We start from the raw sequence: 18,593 nt of genomic DNA, 5'->3' as shown, positions 1-18,593 counted from the left end.
GCTACTTTTTATATTTTTTAATTTCTGTTTCTAATTCACTGATACGATCGCGTTGCTTGATGATGGTTTGATTCATCTGAGTATTCTTACTATCAAGTTTTATAATTGTTTGACTCATTTCAGCATTTTTAGCTTCTAGTCTTACAATCCGCTCACGTTGTAAGATATTTTTACTCTCAAGTTCTTTGATACGTCTATCCATGTTTTCAGTCCATAGCTTGTAATTTTCAACTACCAAACTATTTGCCTGTGTGTTTAGATTATTAATCTCTGCATTTTTAAAACGTTTGTTCATCCTAAATTGAAATAACATTTCAATGAGTTTCCAAAAACCCGTTGCACTAAATACAATGGCACAAATCTTTAGTATTGACATAACACCTTATTTTAAAATTAGTATACCTGATGCCACTGCCAAGCCAGTAGTTAAAATCCATTTGACAAACTTCCCGCGTCTTATTTGTTTGTCCTTGTTTTTAATTATTTTATTTAGCTGATCTATGTGAAGCTGGTCATTAGTTTTGATACTATTCAAGTTTGTGATCTTGGATTCCAAACTGAAAATAATCAGATCCTTTTCATTTAGTAAACGCTTATATCTTGTGATATCAATTTCAAATAAATTAATTACACTATCCTGGTAAATGCTATACTCAAATTTCTTGGCAATGAATCTTGATTGTTCTATAGTGAAGCAAAAGTATTGTTCACGCTCAATGGTTTTTCTGATCGGTTCTAATGTTTGAGAAATACAAATAAAGTTCCATATCAGACATGCGATTGATAGTATTAATTTTCTCTTTAATCTCATAATGTAGATTTTCAATGATAAGTTGATTTTCATTGATTGCAATAAGTAAACTATCATTTATCTTTTGTCTTTTAAGTATCAATGAATCAAGCTGTAAATTCTTGTGTTCTAATTTTATATTTTCTTGCTTAAGCTTGATAATTTTTTGATGATCGATTCCTTTTGGATTGAAATAGATCATTGTACCAATATTTATAGCAACCATAACCGCAATACAACTAATGAATATTCTAATTCTCATAAGTAGTAGGCTTTGGCTCTTTTATCTGAAAAAAGTATCGAATAGTTTTTTGCAAAAGTAATTTGTGAAATACCAAAGCAAATACAAAGGATTGCAGTAAGATTTCAACATCAGTGATTGCATAATCTCTGATAAAATAAATAGCAGTTCCATATAATACTCCTATGATTAATACACGATATCTTGTTGCTATTTTAATTCTGAAAATTTTATAAAATAATCCTGTCACGTATTCTGTATTGAATCCGTATGAAATTAGAATGAAGGTAAATATATACGCCCAATCAAGTCTGCTGATGTAATTCGATAATTGTGTGATGATCTCTGTCATGTGTTCTATGTTTTTAAATGTGATTTAATGGTTTGTAATTCTGCTTTTATAGCGGTTAATTGTTGGTTAGGAACAAAGTTTTTTACAAAATTTGCAATCACAATAATTGCCACTCCACTCAACAATAAGGCTACTATAACTTTTATCATTGTTTGATTTGTAAGGGTAATGGTTACCTCTGTTTTTAGTCCATCTTTGTCAACAAGTCCACCGATCAAATCTTTAATACTTCTTTTTTGTGGCATTTCTTTTCTTTTTACGTTTGCCTTCCATGTTTAAATCTCTGTAGAGTTGTTCGGTAACATTATCAGCCTTTAAATAACGTTTGACACGTTCTACCGTAAGGGCATCATAATCATCTGTTACAACTCCGCTAGCACCATGATTTTTAAGCATGTATACCTTTAGATTCCACACACGCTTTCCCTTGCTTCCAAGCTGAAGCGGGAAATCATCATTTGCTACTTTTTCTTCGTTGGGTATGGTTACCTTGGTTGGCTGGTTAACAACAATGTCATTGATCGTTGAAGTATTCTTTGTAGCTACAGCTATATCTTGCGCTTGCTTATCTGATTCTTGAATCTCAGGTAGCTTTGATACTTGAATATCTATATTATTTTCTAACTGAACCTTTTTATCCTGTGCTTTAGAAATGGATTTTTCCATAGAGACATTTTTAATAACACTGAGATTTGCAGTAGTTTTTTGCAAGCTAGAGTCATCAGAACTCATTGGCGAATTAGCTGTCTTTTTTTCTACTGTTTCAAACTTTTCTGAGTTTTTATGCTCATCTATAATAACAAAGTCAGCATCTTCTGTTTCTTGTTGTTGCTTTAATTCTTCTTCTTGATTCCTTAAAATGCAGTACACAATGTATCCACATACCAAAATTCCACCTGCGACTAAAAGTCTTTTTTTTAAACTGATTGATTCCATTATTTTCCTAGTGTTTGTAATGCTTTTTTCATGTTGTTAATATCTGTAGCGGTAAAAGTTGTTTTATTTAATTTACTCTTTGCCGCTTTAGCAGTTTTCGGACCATATGCGCCATCAACGCCATCACGCTTTGCGCCAGTTCTGCCCAAATCTGCATTTAAGGTTTTTAAATAGCGTTGTAAAACTCTCACTAGACTACCGCGACTTCCATATTTGACAACGATTCTTGAGGAACTTGTTCCTGTAGGTGTAGTAGTTCTTGTTGAGGAAGAAGTATATGGTGGTGTGCTGTATCTTGAAGGTATCGTAGGAATGCTAACGGTAGTCTCACTCATTTTTGTTGTTTTATCACGTTCCTTTTTTTTCTTGGAACTCATTACATAGTACGCAATACCAATCCCCGTGAGTACAACCACAACACTTCCTATGATAATCGGTGTTTTGTGCTTTGTAAAGAATGACGATGTTATTTGTTTTTGATTTTTCATTTGTTTGTCTGTTTTATGATAATTTATAATTAGGTAATCGGTTTATGTATTTCCATACGTATAGTTTCATTTCCGAATGACTTAAAAAGCTGTTGAGATGTTGCCACAAATCTTTTTGGTTGTGGTTGATGTAATAAGCTTTGGATAGACTTGCTACATCTGTTTTACTTTGCAATTGTTTGAAAACGTCTCTAACGGCGTATTCGTCGTCATTAAAAGTTCCCTTTGCATTGTGAAGTGTTTTTACTAAACCTTTTGCCGTTGATGGGCTTAGAACAATGATATTTTTTGGCGCAACCCACTTTTTTACATCTTCCATATAATTCATGTTAAAAGGTTTGTTCCAATTGGGTTCTTGTTTTACCGAAGCTGTGGTTGATGTGTTTACTTTTATTCCATTTCCAATATTGGATTGTGTAGATGCTATGGAGTAGCCTTGTGCATTACTCCCCTTTGTTTTGAAATAAAAAAATGCACCAACACCGCTTAAAACTAGCGCGCCACCACCAACTATCCACCATGTATTTTGTGTACTTTTCATATCTTATGTAGTTCTGTAATTTGGTTTTTTATTAACTATATCTAATACGATCTTGATTTCATTTTTATCGAAACGATCTTTTAAAACATCGATCAAATTCACTGATTCATCCCCACCTTGAAAAGCCTTCGCTACTTGGGAAACCTGAACCTTGTCTTTGAGTTTTCTAAACACACTGTATACTTTCTGCTCATCGTCGCCACCTTGATACCAAGCACCAAAGGCACTTTTAATTTGATTTGCATAGTATAAAGCGGTACTTTCTTGTAAGGCTATAACACTCCCGCTTACCCTTTGAGTAACCTTGTCTAAATAATGGATATCAAAGGCATTTTGACCACCTAAACCATTTTTAATTGGTTCTATTCTCGCGCTCAGGGCAATGAGTAATTTGCTTGTTAAACGTTCTTGTTTTTTAGTGCGATCTCTAATGATGAAACTACCAATTAACAGTATTCCAACTCCCGCGCCCGATATGATGAATATGCTTTTTTTCATTTGCCTAATAATTTTGAAGCGCGCCCTGTTGGGGTTAGCATGGCTAAATCTTTAACACTTAGATTTTTTGATGAATTTCGAAGTACCACAACAACACCTATCAGTACAATGATTAATAGAATTGGAATTCCAATAGATAGTATTTTTGTCATGCTTTTACTGAGTCCCAAAATATTACTACCGATCTCCGAGATATCGGCAATGGTTCGCGTGGCTAGGTTTGATACATCTAAATCATTTGCTTTTAACCACTTGTTAAAGGTTGGACTTGTGGTACAAAAAGTAGAACCGTTAGACTTCCAAGTAACCAGCCAAATCATTTTTGCATTTTGTTTTCCAAGCTTATTTTTTAACTGCCTGTAGTAACTTGTCCAAAAGTCACAACTGTCATCCGCTTCAGGAACTAGAAATAATTGGTTTTCTACTTGTATTTGAATTGCCATTGTTATAGGTTTAATATTGATTTGGTATATTCTTTTATTTGCCTTTGTGAAAAACCTTGATCTTTGAAATAGGCTTGTAATCTTCTTTTTTGTTTTAATTGAATTTGAGTGCACAATCTCTTATGATATCGTGATGAGATTTCTCTAGCAATCCAAAAACCTACGGCAATGCTTATGAGTGTTCTCATACCTTTTCTTGCGGTTTCTTGTAAATATTCTTTTTTGGTATACCGATAGAGACAAGCCAATCACTTACACTAAAAGCTGGACTATCTTCTGCTATTTTGGTAGGTACTTCATTGAAACCCATAATCACGATATTTGGAAAACGCAGTACATAGAATTTTACAATGGTTTCTAGTGCTTGTTTTTGTGCATCGGTACGGGTGTCTTTATCCCAAGCTTCCTTTAGAGTACGTCCACCTACATAAGCGATGTTTTTGGCAATTCCTGTGAGACTTTCAACTCCCTTTGAGATTCCCCATACATCGGTTTGTGTTGGATTGTCCTCATTGATAATTACTTGTAAACTTCCATCGAAAGGAATCAGATAATCGAATCCAGGACGATTAAAACCAAGTCCGTTATTGCGCTTAGTCTGCGTATGTTTTTTTATAATGACATCTTTTCCAAAGTCCTTTGCCTCAGAAGTGTCGGTACTGTGTATAATTAGATAATCTATTTCTTTCATCTTTGTTTTGTTTTAGTTATTATGCGTTTTCAAGTCGTCTAAAACCAAGTAATCTATAGGCGGGATATCGCTGTATATTGACCTGATTTTTTTGATTGCCACCAAGTACATATATGTATTTTTTATCTTCTGAATAATTGATAAATAGTCCAACATGCCCTTTCCAACTATGTTTTTTTTCTCGCCAAAGAACTACCACATCGCCCTGTTTTGGCTTATCGACTTTTCTACCAACCGATAGCCATGAACGTGCATTTAACTTTCCACTTCTTTGTTTATTTGCCTTTAGTGCCACCCAATTCATAAAGGCGGAACACCATGCTGTCTCATCATTAGAAACCCACTTGTGTCCGATCTCTTTGAAATAATTGACAATTACAGGATTGTGCAGTTTTCCTTTTTTCTCGGTAACACCGTACTGACTGTGTGCTATTTGTATTAATGTTCTCATCGCATCTATTGTTTTTAAATGTTTATTTCCAAGCTTCGGGTATGCCTTTACTCATTTGAACACCCGTTGAAATTCTTGCCTTCTCAGGTAAAAAATTGTACATTTCTAATTGCTGATAGTAGATTAGAAAGGTTACTTGTTGATTAGGATGTATGGTAAAGCGCCAACACACACGCCCATCGATGATATAGCCTTCCATTTCAAATACTTCTGCTACATTCCCAAAGCCTTGTGGACTTTGATAGCTTCTAAGGGAAATAGACTCACAAGTTTGTTTGCCTGATATGGAAGATTCAATAATTTGCAAGGTGTTGATACGCGCACTTGTTGAAGCCACCACTTTCACATGGCTTATAAGCATTGGATTGTATTTGAAATCCTCCCGAATTTGCAGGTAATCATCACTAACTTTGACCAATAGTTTTGAATTTCTTGTATAGACAAATAGCTTTCTAAGTGTTGCGTTGTTAAGTGCTATTGTGCCGTTTTTGGAACTTATGGCAAAGCTTCTATCAAAGCTGACCAATGGTATATGATCTACCACTTCCAAATCAGCATCAATACGCGTAAATTTCTGCTCGTCTTGACTAGCTACATACATCAAATTATTTAATGGATTGAATTCAATATCAATGGGTTCTAATGCCGTATTTAATATTTTTTCTGTGGCAAGTGTGGTAGTATCAACCACGATCAATGAATTCAGACTATCATAGGCGATATACATTTTTTGATTGATCGTATGATAGTAAAAGCTTGCCTTATTCTCATTTGCCGTTGCTCGCTCAATCCATCCCTTTCTTACGCCATTGGAATTGTATACATCAACATTATTATTTGAAATATTGTGTATGTACAGGTCTCCATTATCAGTATTTACACCGAGTGTTTTTACTCCCGCAATGGTTAAATAATCAATAACCGTGTTATCAAAGGCAGTAATTTTTGTGACCGAATCCCTAACACTTTCCGTGATATAGTAAGCGTCATCAACAGGATTGTACACCAAATCAATAGGATCGTTAGCTAGGGAAATTCTTCTTGAAATATTGAAATTCAAATCAACGGTAAAAAACTCTTTTTCTCGTATACCTGTAATCCCCACATATCCATATTCAATACTGTTAGGATTGGTATTGACAACGATATTGTTTGGATTTACAAGGGGAAGCTCATTGATGCGTAGTGATATGGTTTGCAATACTACTGCTTGGTCATTTACTATAATTAAAGAGTCATCCCTACTACTGAGTACGTAAAATAGATCATTCACAGGATTGTATACAACCTCTGAGGTAGCTAAAACTAAATCAGCTTCTTTTAATATTTCTTCAAATCCATGTAAAGGATTAGCAATTGGAGCGCATTTATTTGTGCCCCATAAGGTAATCTCACGGGAGACATCACTGCAATTAGTGACCGTTATTTGTGCAACTTCATTTTCTTCCAAGAGTTCTTTGTAGAACAATCGCAATCGCTCATGCTGATCGTACCAATTATCTAGTTGCTTGTTCATTTTTTCTATAGTTTTCAATGAAATTAATAACCTGTTTTGTTCTGCTTATTTGAGATTTACCCACCATTTCAGGGTTGTTCCCAAATACTTTTGTAACGGCATATACCGCTTCGATAGTAGGGAAACCATAGTCCAAATATTGTTTGATACCACACAAATCTGCGGTGGTTTGACTGCGGGTATTTAAAAACCAGTGGCATCCCTCATGTGCTAGTATGGCAACGCGTATCGGTACGGTATAGCCTAGAAATAGTTTTCGAGATATTTGTACGCGTGGCATTTTTCGATGTGTTCGCGCGGGTGTGATGAGTTCATTTCCGAAGGCATCGGTAATTTTAGATAGATATTGAAATAAAAATTCTCCATCTTTGCTCTGATAAAATCCTGGAGCGCAGTAACCCGCTTTCTCTGAAAAATCTACAGCGAATTCAAAAAATTTGTATTGCGCATCAGTTGCCCACATCTTGATCTCAGGCATTTTTTCTACCCGAACATTTTCAATCTCAAAAGCCGTATCACTTGGACTGTTTTTATCATAAATTTCCATTTCCAAACTCTTTGGAGATACAGGCATTGAAATCATAAATTCACGCTGTATCTCAGCGTTTTTAAATGTTGCTTTGCGTCTGAAATAGTAGGAATTAGCATGCATTGGATTATAGAGTCGAATTCCTAGCTCAAAAGGCTTTTTTGACACTATTTTAAGACGTATTCTAAATCGCTTACTATTTGAGGGAATCGTAACTATCATTGGCTAAGGGCTTGAACTTGTTTTGCTTTGTTGCTTTGTAAAATAACTAGCGTTACAATGCCAAGCACCACAACACCACCAGCGATGTAAGCATAGGTCGGAATCCCTTTTTTCTGTTCCTGTTTTTCTTCCACAATTTCGCTGGCTTGACTACCCACTGAAAACTGATAATCAGAAGGTAAGTCACTTGGAATGTTCGCAGTTTGTTTATCTTTTGGCATGACAATAGCGTCTATAACACCACCAATGGCAGTTGCCCCACCAATATCCCTGTATACCTGTCCGACATCTTTGAAAAATTTACGTCGCTTTTGTTTTCGCTCTTGCATTTTGGCTGAAGAATTTCTTTTTAAGCGTCTAGCTAATCTTCTTGCTTTTCGTTTGGCTTTTCGCTCGGCTCGTTTTTTTTTACTCCCAAAAAATTCATCATAATCATCCGCTAGAAAATGATTTTCAACAAGCGCCTGTGTTTCTCCTGATATCATTTATGCTGATTTTTTAAGTTTAACTTTTACTTTTTTTTGATGTTGAACATATTTGTAAATGCCAAAACCTACCAAAGCGATCATCCCCACACCTGCAACAATCTTTACAATCTTGCTTACCCTAGCGTCTGACTGTTGTGCTTTTTTTACGGCTTGTTTTTCTTGACCTTGAGTAAGAGAACTTTGTTTTGATACCGCAAGATCATTCCCTTGAACTTTGCTTGGCTTTGCCGTTTTTTTAATGAGTTTGTCTATAGCAATCTTCTTTTTGGAAGCGACTACTGTTGCTTTTTTGTTGGGTATATTTTTTACAAGCATGCCAGGCTTTACAACACCTGTATTTTTACTTTTTCTAAAATTTGTAATTGGTGGTAATTTGGTTGGACGACCTTTTACAATTTTTGGTTGTTTTTTTGTGGGTACTTTTATCTGAATAGGAAATCCGCTATTGGTAAAGCGAACAGGCGGTCTTCGCCTGCGGGATTTCCTTCTTACAATGCGACGCACTTTTGTTCTGTTGAAATCATCGTATTGTGCTATCTGTGTATTTGCTAATGAATCTATCATAGTGTATTGCTAATATTTGATTTACAGTATCGCCTTTGAAGTGATACTATTTGTATGATCTAGCGCGTGTGAGATTGTTTCCGCTATTTTACAGGCAATCCCCCTACAGGTGGCATTGGCGGATATTGCGCATATGAAGGGATTTGCGGTTGTGGCTTTGGTTTTAGCGCAATAACCAATATGACACCTATAAAGACAACCCCTACGCCAATTCCAATCATCATATTTGTTTTCTTTTTTTCAGCTTCAGCTCTCTCTCTAGCTTCTTTAGCTTCTCTGAGTCTTTGTCTTTCTGCTTCCTGTCTACGCAATTCTGCTTCTCTACGTTCACGCGCCTGTTGGGCTTGCATTTCTCTTAATCGGCGTTCCATATCGCGTTTTGCCGCGTTTGCTTGAGCAACTGCATTTGTGACAGCGCCCGCGCCTGCACTTGATCCTGATCTACGTCGCTTTTTCTTGCCAATGAGTCCACCAACAATACCTAATGCCCCTTTGGCTAATACTCCCCAAAAGGGATCGTTTTCTTGGCTTGAAAAGCGAATCATCAGCTTTTCAAGGGAACTGATAAATCGGGTATTGTCTAATTTGATTTGTTCTACGATTTCACTGATAAGCTGTTCTTTGGAAGGATTTCCTTTGAAAAAAACATTGTGATAACCTAGTAGCTCTTGAACGGGTTTTGAATAATTTAATACCAAATAGGTCAAATTATCAATCGCCCTGTTGTATAATATTTGTTCTTTATCCATTTATGATGATTTAAAGTTTAAACCATTACCGATGATGATCCCTGCAATAAAAACCACCCCTACGATAATTAAATCATCTTTGGTGGGTGCAAATCCAAAATTGCCTGATGCGGGTCTTTGTTCTGCTTGCTTTTTGGCAATGGCTTTTCGCGTGCGCAATTCATTCCAAATAAGTTGTACTTCTTGTGCTAACTTTTTACTGCTTGGGTTTTTATTGGACTCCCCTAAGATGCGATTGTAGTAATTGTTTAATTCTGCTAGGGTGTAATTCTCAAATTGATTCAGAAAATTATATTCATCCCCTGATCCATTGTATTTTGAATATCCACAAGAGTCACAGGAGTTTTGAGCATCATTGTAAGAATCATTTTGACACGATTCGCATACGCTTTTAATGGGCACGCTGTAGAGTTTTAAAATGGCTTCTTTATCAGGGTGTAAGCCTATGAGTTGTTTGATAACTTTTCTACCGCGCTTACGTACAAGTTCTTTGATTGCTTCGGCTAGGTGTTTATCATTATCAGGAACAACAAACCCGTAGTCATATAATAATTGTGATACCTTTTCAATATTGTGATACACAATATAATCGATGCGGTTTTGCCCTAAATTTGAAAGTGTTTGTGTATTCATAATTCGTGTTTAAAATAATAGCCAGAGAAAGGCTTTTTGCTACCTTGACTCTGGCTATCTGTAAAGACTAACTAACAAGGTTAACTTGTCTTTAGGTTATCGCTTTTTTCGTCTAACTAGCTTGGTGGTAACACGTCTTGCTGGCTTTGGACGAACTGTGCGAACTCTTGGCGGTGTCACACGAGGACGATAGTGTCTTACACGTCTGCGTCTTGGACGCATACCATACGCCGTTGGTCGTCTTCTTCGAATCAAATCCAATTGTGGAAGTCCTGTAGTTCTTGGTGCGCGTGACAATTCTGCCACGTTGCTTCCTTTTAACAGATTTCCTAAGTTTGCTCTTGCTTTGATTGTGAAGGTAAAGACTGCCGTGACACCATCTTCAACAACAACGTTCAAGGAGTCTTGTCCTGTAACGTCCATTTCAAAGTTGTCATCGTCGATTAGCGTTTGTGTGAAGTTCTGCGGAGAAGTGGCATTACGCGGTTGATACACACGAGTAGTCTTTGAACCTGATGCGGTTCTACGATCAATACGCAATACATTATCAAATTGTAAGGCGTTACTAACCGAATATTTCATACCCGCAATTTTAAACGGATTGCTTTTACTTTCTTCGCGGACTTCCTTGTGTGAGGATTCCTCAATATCTACTGTAACTCCTGCGGGTTGTGCTTTTTCTGCATTACCGCCAAAAATTACAGCTTCTGCTGATGCGCCTGATGCATTTTTAACCACAACGGTTAACGTTCGGTCATTAGGATCGATCTTACCTAAACTTGAACTTGTGTAATCGTCGTAGTCTTCTTCATCATCATAAAGATCAAATTCTTCATCATATTCATCATCATAACCGACATACTCATCTTCCATGCCTTCAAATCCTGTATCGAAGTCATCCTCGTCATAGATTTCGTTATCGTAATCATCGTACTGATCTTCAGCCGATTCTTCATAACGCATTAATTCGTCTTCGTAACTCATAGTATTTGTGTGTGTTTAAATTGACTGTTTTTAATAACAGTTCGTTAATTCTTTTTTTTTTAAGGTGCTAAGGGTAGTATCTCTAAATACTATTTTTTAGCCGTTACTTGCTTTTTCTTCTCTGCAAGCTTTTTTGCTTTTGCTTTTTGCATCCAGGGAGCGACAATTAATGTCCCTATTAAAATTCCTGCTACGCCTGTACCTACCATATACATAATTGGTTTCCATGCGATATCTGAGTTTTTACCCATATCTTTTCGTTTTTAATTTTGATTATTGGTCAAGGTTCTCTAAAACCTTTTTATTTTGTTCTCTACGAAGATTATACTTAATTGTGGAAAAACATTTGTACGCGTTTGGTATGATACAAAAGCTTTAAGAAAGAGGGTAAATACTTGGAAGAAACTTGTTAAAATTCAAACACAAACAGGATATTTTATTACTCTTTAAAATGTGTTGGTTAACATTTAATATAATAGATGAGTTTTTTAAAACATACAATCATGCTAACACAAAGAATATTTTCACTTTGTTATTAGTGAATAATTCCTAAATTGCGCTGAAATTATCAAAAAACTTATTAGCTACATAGTTTAGAAATTAGTCAGACTTGACTTGCTAAAAAAAATGGTAAAAGTTATCCGTACAATAATGAATTCACAAGAAACGAAAGATAACTGAGATTGGAAGACTTATACAAAATTGCAGAAATACTTCAAGTAAACGCAAATGATTTACTTGTAGATAGCTAAAATAATATTGGGAAATAAGATGAGCAAAGAACAAAAAGTAACAGGCAACATACAACCACCAAACAAGGATTTGTTAATACTAAAACAAAACTTCCCAAGCTGTTTTGACAAAAACGGAGAATTTGACTTTGAGAAATTCAAAAGCCAACTTTCAAAAAACGAAATCAACTTTTCAAAAGAAAGTTACGGAATGGATTGGCTCGGTAAATCTTACGCTCGTTTATTGGCAACAGACGAAGCAACTACGCTTTTAAAAGAAGATGAAACTTTTAACCAAAAAGAAGAAAATAAAAACTCTGAAAACTTACTCATAAAAGGCGACAATTTAGAAGTGCTAAAGCACTTATCGAATGCCTATTATGAAAAAGTGAAAATGATATATATTGACCCACCTTACAATACAGGTAGTGATGGTTTTGTATATGCAGACGACAGAAAATTTACTTCAGAAGAACTACAAGAGTTGGCAGGAGTAAACGAAGAACGAGCGAAACGAATTTTAGATTTTACACAAAGTAAAAGCAACTCTCATTCTGCTTGGTTAACCTTTATGTACCCAAGATTGTATATTGCCAAACAACTTCTTAAAGAAGATGGCGTAATTTTCGTTTCTATTGATGATAATGAAGTAGCACAACTTCGTTTATTGATGGATGAAGTTTTTGGTGAGGAGAATTTTTTAGGAGAGTTTGTTGTTAACTCTACACCAAATGCAAGAGATTATGGTCATATTGGAAAAATGCACGAATATGTTGTTTTTTATTCTAAAAATGAACAAAACGCTCAAACGAATCTTTTAGAGGAAAAAGAAAAGACTTTTAAGTTTAAGGATAAAAAAGGAGGATTTAACATACATCCTCTTTATAATAGCAATGTTGCTTTTACACCAGATAATAGACCTAACCTTTATTACCCATTTTACTTAAACCCTCAAAAACAAAGTAACGGTTTTTTTGAAATTAGTTTAGAAAAAAAAGAAGGATTAATCGAGGTTTTTCCTGCAAAATCACAAAAAGAAGGGATTCAATTTGTTTGGAGGTGGGGCAAAGAAAAGTCACAAAAAAACTTAAATGAAGAAATTATTGGCTATCAAAATGGTGATGGTAGTTTTAGAGTAGTTCAAAAAATGAGACATTCTGAAAAATTAATCAGAAGTTTAGTTTTAGACAAAGGTGTTTCCAGTAGACGAGGAACAGCAGAAGTAGAAAGAATTTTCGGCAAAAAAGTTTTCAGTTTTCCTAAGCCTATTACTTTAATTAAAAGTTTTGCTTTAATTGGTTTAAACCAAAATGATTTAATTCTTGATTTTTTCGCAGGTTCGGGCACCACAGGAGATGCTGTAATGCAATTAAATTCAGAAGATGGTGGACAGCGTAAATTTATTCTAGCACAATTACCAGAACTCATAGACCCAAAAAGTAATAAAACGGCTTACGATTTTGTTAAGAATGATTTGAAAGTAGAAACACCTACAATTTTTGATATTACCAAAGAACGATTAATTAGAGCAAGTAAAAAAATACATGAAGAAAATCTTGCCTTGAGCGAAGCCAAAAGGAAAGACTTAACCAGCCTAGATTTAGGTTTCAAAGTATTTGAGACCATTCCAATATGGGATGATTATAATTTTGAAGCAGATGAATTAGACGCTAAACAAATGGTGCTATTTGACGAAACTAAACTTACTCCAGAAGACATAAAAGCATTATTGGTTACTTGGAAAACCTATGATGGTATTTCACTTACTACAAGTATACAAGAAACTGACTTAAAAGGTTACACAGCTCATTACAGTAATGAGAAATTATATTTAATGGATAAAGGTTTTACGACCGAAAATTTAAAAATACTATTAGAAAAAATTGATAGTGATAAAGATTTTAATCCAACAACAATTATTGCATTTGGTTATCATTTTGAAAGTAAAAGTTTGCGTGAAATAAGCGAAAATATGAAGTCTTACGCTAACAAAAAAAGTATTGACATTGACTTTATAACACGCTACTAACTATGAAAGGATTTAATTTTGAAAAAAATCTTCAGCATCAAACACAAGCGGTAAAAAGTACTGTATCTGTTTTTGATAATCTAGAAGTAGAAAACCCAAAAGGAATTGATAAACAATTTTTGAATCCTGTAATAGATATTTATAGTGATGTTAAAACAAGTTATGCTGAAAACATTTATGCCTTACAAAAACAAAATGGTATTGACCAAAAGATAAAGCGTAATAGCAACATCATAGATATTATGATGGAAACAGGAACAGGAAAAACCTACACCTATACCAAAACCATTTTTGAACTCAACAAAAACTACGGTCTTTTTAAATTTATTGTGATTGTTCCCACGCTTTCTATTAAAGCTGGAACAGTCGATTTTTTAAAAAGTGATAGTGCAAGAGCACATTTTAAAGAGCAATATGGAAAAACCATTAAATTACATATCGTAGAAAGTAAAAAAGGAGGTAAAAACAAAAAAACGTTTATGCCACCAGCTGTTAATAGTTTTGTAAATGCTGGAGTTTACGAAAAAAACAACATCCAGGTAATGGTTATTAATGCAGGAATGGTAAACTCTGAAACAATGCGAAAGAGTTTTGATAAAGGCATATTTGATAAGCACACAATTCCTTTTAAGGCAATTTCGGCAGTTAGTCCTTTTGTAATCATAGATGAACCCCATAAGTTTTCAAAAGCCAACAAAACTTGGGAGAATATTCAAAAAATGAAACCGCAATTTATTTTGCGATATGGTGCAACATTTAAAGAATATGAAAATTTAGTGTATACTTTAACTGCTGTCGATTCTTTCAATCGTAATTTAGTAAAAGGTGTAATTGGTCATATCACAGAATTTGAAAGCGGAAAGAATGCTATTGTAAAACTCAATAATACGGACGGAAAAGAAGCCACTTTTGAATTGCTGGAAGACAAGAGTAAAAAGTTGTTTAAACTCACTAGAAAAGAAAGTTTACAAAGAGTACATTCTGCAATGGAAGATTTGTATATAGAGAGTTTAAACAAAAGTAAAGTTGTTTTATCTAATGGAATAGAATTATCTAAAGGCGATAAATTAAACCCATATTCTTATGCAGAAAAACTGCAAGAAATAATGATTCAAAAAGCCATAAAAAGCCATTTTGAAAATGAGAAACAGTTACTTACTCGACCTGTAAAAATTAAACCAATTACATTATTCTTTATTGATAATATTGACGAATACAGAAATGACGATGGTTATTTAAAAAACACTATTGAAAAGTTAATACAAGCTGAAGTAGAAACTTTGCTTAAAACAGAAAAGAATACCTTTTACAAAGCATATCTTGAAAAAACTTTAAAGGACATAAGTCTTACACACGCAGGTTATTTTTCAAAAGATAATTCGGAAAAAGATGAAGCCATAGAAAAAGAAATAAATGAAATATTGCACGATAAACAAGCAATGCTTGATTTGGATAATCCAAGACGTTTTATTTTTTCAAAATGGACCTTACGAGAAGGGTGGGATAACCCAAATGTTTTTCAGATTTGTAAATTAAGAAGTAGTGGTAGCGATATTTCTAAACTACAAGAAGTTGGTAGAGGTTTAAGACTTCCTGTTAACGAATACGGTAACCGTGTAAAAGATGAACAGTTTTATTTGAATTACTTTGTAGATTTTACAGAAAGTGATTTTGTAGATAAATTAGTAAATGAAATAAACGAGAAATCTGGTGCAATTTCAATAGAAGATATTCCAGAAAAATTATCAGACGATATTGTTAAGAAGATTTGTGAATTATACGAAACTACAGAAGATGATTTATTCGAAATATTAGACGATAATAGTGTTGTAACAAGGTCTAATAAATTCAAAGAAGGTGGTTTTGACTTTATTAAACATAACTATCCTAAAATATTTGAAGGTGTTGGTTCTAACAAAGTCAGAAAATCTACAGATAAGAAAAAGCAAGTCAGCATACGAACAGAAAAATACAGCGAATTAAAAGAGCTTTGGGAAAAATTAAATGAAAAGGTAATTTTAGAATACAAGTTTGAAAAAGAAGAACAATTCAAATTACTTTTTATCAATTTCTTGAATGAACAAAATAGTCATTTTACCATTGAGGGAATAAAAGAAAAAACAGCACAAATTAAGATAACTGATAATATTGCTGGAGCCATAGAGGAACAAGAAATTTATGGAAATGAGATAACGCCAATCTCTACTATGAAATACAGTAGTTTCATGAAGGAATTAGCAAAATCATTAAATATCAATATAAAGACTTTAAACAGTTCTTTTGTTGATTCTAATATTGATATCAATAAATTTCTAAATATTGCTACAGTTCGCATTATTAAGCAAAAATTCGAGAATTATTTAATGTTTAACGCAATAGATAAATTTGGAATTGAATATCAAAAAGTGAGCAATGAAATTCATCCAACTAAATTTACGGACGAAAAAGGAGATGTTTTAAAAGAAATTTCAGCTTCTGATGTTGGTGTTATGTATTCGAAAAATAAAGTAGCAGACAGATATTTACTAGATGAATTGTTTTACGATTCTGAATTAGAAAAAGAAAATATTGAACAGAACTTGAAAGAAGTAGTTGTTTTTTCTAAAATACCTAAAAACTCAATAAAGATTCCTGTTGCTGGCGGAAAAAGTTATTCGCCTGATTTTGCTTATGTTTTGGATTATGAAGACAAATCGAAAAAACTATACTTTGTCGTTGAAACAAAAAATACTACAGAAGAAAGTTTGAGAAATGAGGAAAAACAGAAAATAAGACACGCCGAAAAGTTCTTTGGAGATACAATTAAAATTAAATTCAGAAAACAATTTAGTAACAAGAAAATTGAAAATTTAATACGAGAAATTATAGTTAACCAAAAATAGGTAATAAGACTATCCATTACCATGAAAACGAAGCTTATCAGTTATCAACTTGATAATCGCTTCGTTTTTAGTCTTATAAATTTTATTTCCTTCAAAATCTTCTTCATTTAGAAGCATACGAACCTTTTTGCCTTCTTCTTGGTCAATAAACTTTTTACAGGCACGAATAAAAGCGGTTCTACTGCAACCTTTGATGCGTTGCTCACGCATGTTTACATACACGAAAAAACTTTTCTGTACTTTGTACTGATGCTCGGTAATGACTCCTTTTGCAAATGCAGTCGAGCATAATTCATATTGTTCGTCTACGATAAGCTGTGCAATACGTACAATTTCATATTTAGGAATTCGATCACGATACCTGGTCACATCATCTACTTGATGATGCAATCGAAGCCAAGTACAATTTTGCCACTCAGACGTTGTGATTTTAGCTACCGATTGATGCGTTAATAAAATATCAATTCCTTTGTGGCGAACCGTACATAAAGCACCGATCATGGATTGCCCTTTTGCTCCAGACATGTAATGATCGATATCATCTAGCACGACCAATCCATTTTTAAAGTACTTCATAATTTTGGTAATAACTTCTTTTTTGTCATTATTATCCATTGGCGAGCTGTCAGTATTAAAAGGGCGAATACGACGCGCGGAAACTTTGGTAAGCTTTCCCAAATGATTTGGACTTACCGTTCGAAAAGAGGGATAATCGTCATCATTGGTATCAAAGGCAAGTACTTTACGCCCTTTTTTTCCCAACAAAAGATTATCCATCATATAATGTTTGATTTCTTGTTTGTTTCGATACGTTTTTCCAACTCCTGTTTCGCCACATACAAGCATAATCATGGGTTGACGTTCGACGTTTTTATTTTTTGATCTCATAGCTACTTATCAACTATTTAGTTTCAGAATCATCTGCATATTCTACAACACTATTTTCAATCGCTTCATTTTGGGCAACAACCACATTTTTATCATCATCATCTAAAGCATCACTTGAAAATTCTTGATCGGTAACAGGTGTTTGGCTTTGTTTAAAATCATCTTTATAGTCCGTTGATATTGTGCCCTTATCGGCTTGCTTTTTTTGTTCCTTGATAATTTCAATCAAACGATTTTCTAGATTTTTATTTTCTGCGCGAATCTCCATAACCGTTTGTCCTTTTTTAATTACTATGGAAGCTACCGCGCCCATTAATTGCTGTTCAGGGGTAAGCTGTTTGGCTTTTTTACGAATGACCTGTGAAAGCAGTGGACGAAGTAATGCTTTATCATCTTTATCAAGTAAAATCCTATCGACATTCTTTTCATTTTGAGTGTCAATCACATCCATAATTTCATTAAATTCATAAAACTCTTGATGCTTCTTTACTTTTACAAAAAAACTACCACCAGCAGTTAGCATGTTGTTAGTAATTCCCAACAAGGCATCTGCGGTTTGATTTGCTTGTGATAATGGCATTTGAAAATCTTCTTCATTTACTTGCGAGTCACTCTCTAAGTACAGCTCATCTTCATTTATTTCCTGTTCAGGCGCATCCAATGGCTCTTGTTCTTTTTCATTTTCGATTTGATGTTCTACTGTTTTCCTGTAATCAATATCGCCTTGTAGTTCTGATACTTCTCCCTGGTCTTTAGGTTTCCAAACGTTCCAATTTTCATCTTTTAGTTCTTCATCATTTGAACGTTCTCCACCGATATCTTTTTCGACAACAGGTGTATTGAGTGGACTGCCATTTTCATCTTGAATTACCTCTAGTGGAATTTGATCTTTGCTTGTGGTTAAGGCTTGTTTTACCTCTGTTGAGATATGACTTTCTTCTGTCATT

General features: G+C 34.2%; 24 protein-coding genes. 2 read left to right on the top strand and 22 right to left on the bottom strand.

The window, feature by feature from the left end; genetic code table 11:
• Window position 1: 1 nt before the first annotated feature.
• From KAOT1_RS00325 to KAOT1_RS23260, 20 genes are all read right to left on the bottom strand, one after another.
• On the bottom strand, window positions 2-376 hold the full coding sequence (locus tag KAOT1_RS00325) for a hypothetical protein (RefSeq protein ID WP_007092656.1): 375 nt from the start codon (window positions 374-376) through the stop codon (window positions 2-4).
• A gap of 337 nt (window positions 377-713) precedes the next feature.
• Window positions 714-1,052, bottom strand: coding sequence for a hypothetical protein (locus KAOT1_RS00320; RefSeq protein ID WP_007092655.1), 339 nt, complete (start codon window positions 1,050-1,052; stop codon window positions 714-716).
• Window positions 1,042-1,383 (bottom strand): hypothetical protein, encoded by a 342-nt coding sequence (locus KAOT1_RS00315; protein ID WP_007092654.1) that lies wholly within the window; start codon window positions 1,381-1,383, stop codon window positions 1,042-1,044. Before KAOT1_RS00315 ends, KAOT1_RS00320 begins: the two co-directional genes overlap by 11 nt.
• 5 nt (window positions 1,384-1,388) lie before the next feature.
• Entirely contained in the window at window positions 1,389-1,628 is a 240-nt protein-coding gene (locus KAOT1_RS00310; RefSeq protein WP_007092653.1) for a hypothetical protein, read from the bottom strand.
• Complete coding sequence (locus KAOT1_RS00305; protein WP_007092652.1) at window positions 1,606-2,319, bottom strand: hypothetical protein; 714 nt, start codon at window positions 2,317-2,319, stop codon at window positions 1,606-1,608. The genes KAOT1_RS00310 and KAOT1_RS00305 overlap by 23 nt, the downstream gene beginning before the upstream one ends.
• Entirely contained in the window at window positions 2,319-2,807 is a 489-nt protein-coding gene (locus KAOT1_RS00300; RefSeq protein WP_007092651.1) for a peptidoglycan-binding domain-containing protein, read from the bottom strand. The genes KAOT1_RS00305 and KAOT1_RS00300 overlap by 1 nt, the downstream gene beginning before the upstream one ends.
• Window positions 2,808-2,820: 13 nt before the next feature.
• Complete coding sequence (locus KAOT1_RS00295; RefSeq protein ID WP_007092650.1) at window positions 2,821-3,348, bottom strand: hypothetical protein; 528 nt, start codon at window positions 3,346-3,348, stop codon at window positions 2,821-2,823.
• 3 nt (window positions 3,349-3,351) lie between these two features.
• On the bottom strand, window positions 3,352-3,846 hold the full coding sequence (locus KAOT1_RS00290) for a hypothetical protein (protein ID WP_007092649.1): 495 nt from the start codon (window positions 3,844-3,846) through the stop codon (window positions 3,352-3,354).
• Window positions 3,843-4,289 (bottom strand): hypothetical protein, encoded by a 447-nt coding sequence (locus tag KAOT1_RS00285; protein ID WP_007092648.1) that lies wholly within the window; start codon window positions 4,287-4,289, stop codon window positions 3,843-3,845. The genes KAOT1_RS00290 and KAOT1_RS00285 overlap by 4 nt, the downstream gene beginning before the upstream one ends.
• Before the next feature lie 2 nt (window positions 4,290-4,291).
• Window positions 4,292-4,477: a hypothetical protein gene (locus KAOT1_RS00280; protein ID WP_007092647.1), complete on the bottom strand. Its 186-nt coding sequence runs from the start codon at window positions 4,475-4,477 to the stop codon at window positions 4,292-4,294.
• Window positions 4,474-4,980: a peptidoglycan recognition protein family protein gene (locus tag KAOT1_RS00275; RefSeq protein ID WP_007092646.1), complete on the bottom strand. Its 507-nt coding sequence runs from the start codon at window positions 4,978-4,980 to the stop codon at window positions 4,474-4,476. The genes KAOT1_RS00280 and KAOT1_RS00275 overlap by 4 nt, the downstream gene beginning before the upstream one ends.
• A gap of 19 nt (window positions 4,981-4,999) precedes the next feature.
• Window positions 5,000-5,431 (bottom strand): TIGR02594 family protein, encoded by a 432-nt coding sequence (locus tag KAOT1_RS00270; RefSeq protein WP_007092645.1) that lies wholly within the window; start codon window positions 5,429-5,431, stop codon window positions 5,000-5,002.
• Window positions 5,432-5,453: 22 nt separating this feature from the next.
• The gene (locus KAOT1_RS00265; RefSeq protein WP_040559229.1) at window positions 5,454-6,947 is read right to left on the bottom strand and encodes a YncE family protein; all 1,494 of its coding nucleotides are present in this window, start codon (window positions 6,945-6,947) and stop codon (window positions 5,454-5,456) included.
• Window positions 6,928-7,644, bottom strand: coding sequence for a hypothetical protein (locus tag KAOT1_RS00260; RefSeq protein WP_238528662.1), 717 nt, complete (start codon window positions 7,642-7,644; stop codon window positions 6,928-6,930). Before KAOT1_RS00260 ends, KAOT1_RS00265 begins: the two co-directional genes overlap by 20 nt.
• 50 nt (window positions 7,645-7,694) lie before the next feature.
• Window positions 7,695-8,183: a hypothetical protein gene (locus tag KAOT1_RS00255; protein WP_007092642.1), complete on the bottom strand. Its 489-nt coding sequence runs from the start codon at window positions 8,181-8,183 to the stop codon at window positions 7,695-7,697.
• Window positions 8,184-8,750 carry a hypothetical protein gene (locus KAOT1_RS00250; protein WP_007092641.1) on the bottom strand — a complete coding sequence of 189 codons (567 nt, stop codon included), beginning with the start codon at window positions 8,748-8,750 and terminating at the stop codon, window positions 8,184-8,186. It abuts the gene before it with no gap.
• 83 nt (window positions 8,751-8,833) lie between these two features.
• Window positions 8,834-9,499 carry a PRKRIP1 family protein gene (locus tag KAOT1_RS00245; protein WP_007092640.1) on the bottom strand — a complete coding sequence of 222 codons (666 nt, stop codon included), beginning with the start codon at window positions 9,497-9,499 and terminating at the stop codon, window positions 8,834-8,836.
• Window positions 9,500-10,132, bottom strand: a complete 633-nt coding sequence (locus KAOT1_RS00240; protein WP_007092639.1) for a hypothetical protein — start codon at window positions 10,130-10,132, stop codon at window positions 9,500-9,502. It abuts the gene before it with no gap.
• 96 nt (window positions 10,133-10,228) lie between these two features.
• Entirely contained in the window at window positions 10,229-11,116 is an 888-nt protein-coding gene (locus KAOT1_RS00235) for a hypothetical protein (protein ID WP_007092638.1), read from the bottom strand.
• 89 nt (window positions 11,117-11,205) lie between these two features.
• Window positions 11,206-11,367 (bottom strand): hypothetical protein, encoded by a 162-nt coding sequence (locus tag KAOT1_RS23260; RefSeq protein ID WP_007092637.1) that lies wholly within the window; start codon window positions 11,365-11,367, stop codon window positions 11,206-11,208.
• A 520-nt stretch (window positions 11,368-11,887) separates the two neighbouring features.
• Between KAOT1_RS23260 and KAOT1_RS00230 the strand changes: the two genes are divergently transcribed.
• Window positions 11,888-13,876, top strand: coding sequence for a site-specific DNA-methyltransferase (locus KAOT1_RS00230; RefSeq protein WP_007092636.1), 1,989 nt, complete (start codon window positions 11,888-11,890; stop codon window positions 13,874-13,876).
• 2 nt (window positions 13,877-13,878) lie between these two features.
• Entirely contained in the window at window positions 13,879-16,758 is a 2,880-nt protein-coding gene (locus KAOT1_RS00225) for a type III restriction-modification system endonuclease (RefSeq protein ID WP_007092635.1), read from the top strand.
• Between the two features lie 9 nt (window positions 16,759-16,767).
• Here KAOT1_RS00225 and KAOT1_RS00220 read toward each other — a convergent pair whose 3' ends face one another.
• Together KAOT1_RS00220 and KAOT1_RS00215 are read right to left on the bottom strand one after the other, a co-directional pair.
• On the bottom strand, window positions 16,768-17,646 hold the full coding sequence (locus KAOT1_RS00220) for a zonular occludens toxin domain-containing protein (RefSeq protein ID WP_050765191.1): 879 nt from the start codon (window positions 17,644-17,646) through the stop codon (window positions 16,768-16,770).
• Between the two features lie 13 nt (window positions 17,647-17,659).
• Entirely contained in the window at window positions 17,660-18,592 is a 933-nt protein-coding gene (locus KAOT1_RS00215; RefSeq protein ID WP_007092633.1) for a hypothetical protein, read from the bottom strand.
• Window position 18,593 lies beyond the last annotated feature (1 nt).

The organism is Kordia algicida OT-1, from assembly GCF_000154725.1.
Classification (GTDB): Bacteria; Bacteroidota; Bacteroidia; order Flavobacteriales; family Flavobacteriaceae; genus Kordia; species Kordia algicida.
The sequence above is the reverse complement of the archived record's forward strand: the minus strand, read 5'-3'. Positions and strand labels throughout refer to the sequence as shown.

Excerpts from the sequence above, each read along its gene's own strand:
- KAOT1_RS00320 (WP_007092655.1), bottom strand. The coding sequence starts at position 1,052 with ATGAGAATTAGAATATTCATTAGTTGTATTGCGGTTATGGTTGCTATA.
- KAOT1_RS00325 (WP_007092656.1), bottom strand. The coding sequence starts at position 376 with ATGTCAATACTAAAGATTTGTGCCATTGTATTTAGTGCAACGGGTTTT.
- KAOT1_RS00235 (WP_007092638.1), bottom strand. The coding sequence starts at position 11,116 with ATGAGTTACGAAGACGAATTAATGCGTTATGAAGAATCGGCTGAAGAT.
- KAOT1_RS00275 (WP_007092646.1), bottom strand. The coding sequence starts at position 4,980 with ATGAAAGAAATAGATTATCTAATTATACACAGTACCGACACTTCTGAG.
- KAOT1_RS00245 (WP_007092640.1), bottom strand. The coding sequence starts at position 9,499 with ATGGATAAAGAACAAATATTATACAACAGGGCGATTGATAATTTGACC.
- KAOT1_RS00220 (WP_050765191.1), bottom strand. The coding sequence starts at position 17,646 with ATGAGATCAAAAAATAAAAACGTCGAACGTCAACCCATGATTATGCTT.
- KAOT1_RS00255 (WP_007092642.1), bottom strand. The coding sequence starts at position 8,183 with ATGATATCAGGAGAAACACAGGCGCTTGTTGAAAATCATTTTCTAGCG.
- KAOT1_RS00265 (WP_040559229.1), bottom strand. The coding sequence starts at position 6,947 with ATGAACAAGCAACTAGATAATTGGTACGATCAGCATGAGCGATTGCGA.
- KAOT1_RS00310 (WP_007092653.1), bottom strand. The coding sequence starts at position 1,628 with ATGCCACAAAAAAGAAGTATTAAAGATTTGATCGGTGGACTTGTTGAC.
- KAOT1_RS00295 (WP_007092650.1), bottom strand. The coding sequence starts at position 3,348 with ATGAAAAGTACACAAAATACATGGTGGATAGTTGGTGGTGGCGCGCTA.
- KAOT1_RS00240 (WP_007092639.1), bottom strand. The coding sequence starts at position 10,132 with ATGAATACACAAACACTTTCAAATTTAGGGCAAAACCGCATCGATTAT.
- KAOT1_RS00250 (WP_007092641.1), bottom strand. The coding sequence starts at position 8,750 with ATGATAGATTCATTAGCAAATACACAGATAGCACAATACGATGATTTC.
- KAOT1_RS00285 (WP_007092648.1), bottom strand. The coding sequence starts at position 4,289 with ATGGCAATTCAAATACAAGTAGAAAACCAATTATTTCTAGTTCCTGAA.
- KAOT1_RS00225 (WP_007092635.1), top strand. The coding sequence starts at position 13,879 with ATGAAAGGATTTAATTTTGAAAAAAATCTTCAGCATCAAACACAAGCG.
- KAOT1_RS00230 (WP_007092636.1), top strand. The coding sequence starts at position 11,888 with ATGAGCAAAGAACAAAAAGTAACAGGCAACATACAACCACCAAACAAG.
- KAOT1_RS00280 (WP_007092647.1), bottom strand. The coding sequence starts at position 4,477 with ATGAGAACACTCATAAGCATTGCCGTAGGTTTTTGGATTGCTAGAGAA.
- KAOT1_RS00215 (WP_007092633.1), bottom strand. The coding sequence starts at position 18,592 with ATGACAGAAGAAAGTCATATCTCAACAGAGGTAAAACAAGCCTTAACC.
- KAOT1_RS00305 (WP_007092652.1), bottom strand. The coding sequence starts at position 2,319 with ATGGAATCAATCAGTTTAAAAAAAAGACTTTTAGTCGCAGGTGGAATT.
- KAOT1_RS00315 (WP_007092654.1), bottom strand. The coding sequence starts at position 1,383 with ATGACAGAGATCATCACACAATTATCGAATTACATCAGCAGACTTGAT.
- KAOT1_RS23260 (WP_007092637.1), bottom strand. The coding sequence starts at position 11,367 with ATGGGTAAAAACTCAGATATCGCATGGAAACCAATTATGTATATGGTA.
- KAOT1_RS00270 (WP_007092645.1), bottom strand. The coding sequence starts at position 5,431 with ATGAGAACATTAATACAAATAGCACACAGTCAGTACGGTGTTACCGAG.
- KAOT1_RS00290 (WP_007092649.1), bottom strand. The coding sequence starts at position 3,846 with ATGAAAAAAAGCATATTCATCATATCGGGCGCGGGAGTTGGAATACTG.
- KAOT1_RS00300 (WP_007092651.1), bottom strand. The coding sequence starts at position 2,807 with ATGAAAAATCAAAAACAAATAACATCGTCATTCTTTACAAAGCACAAA.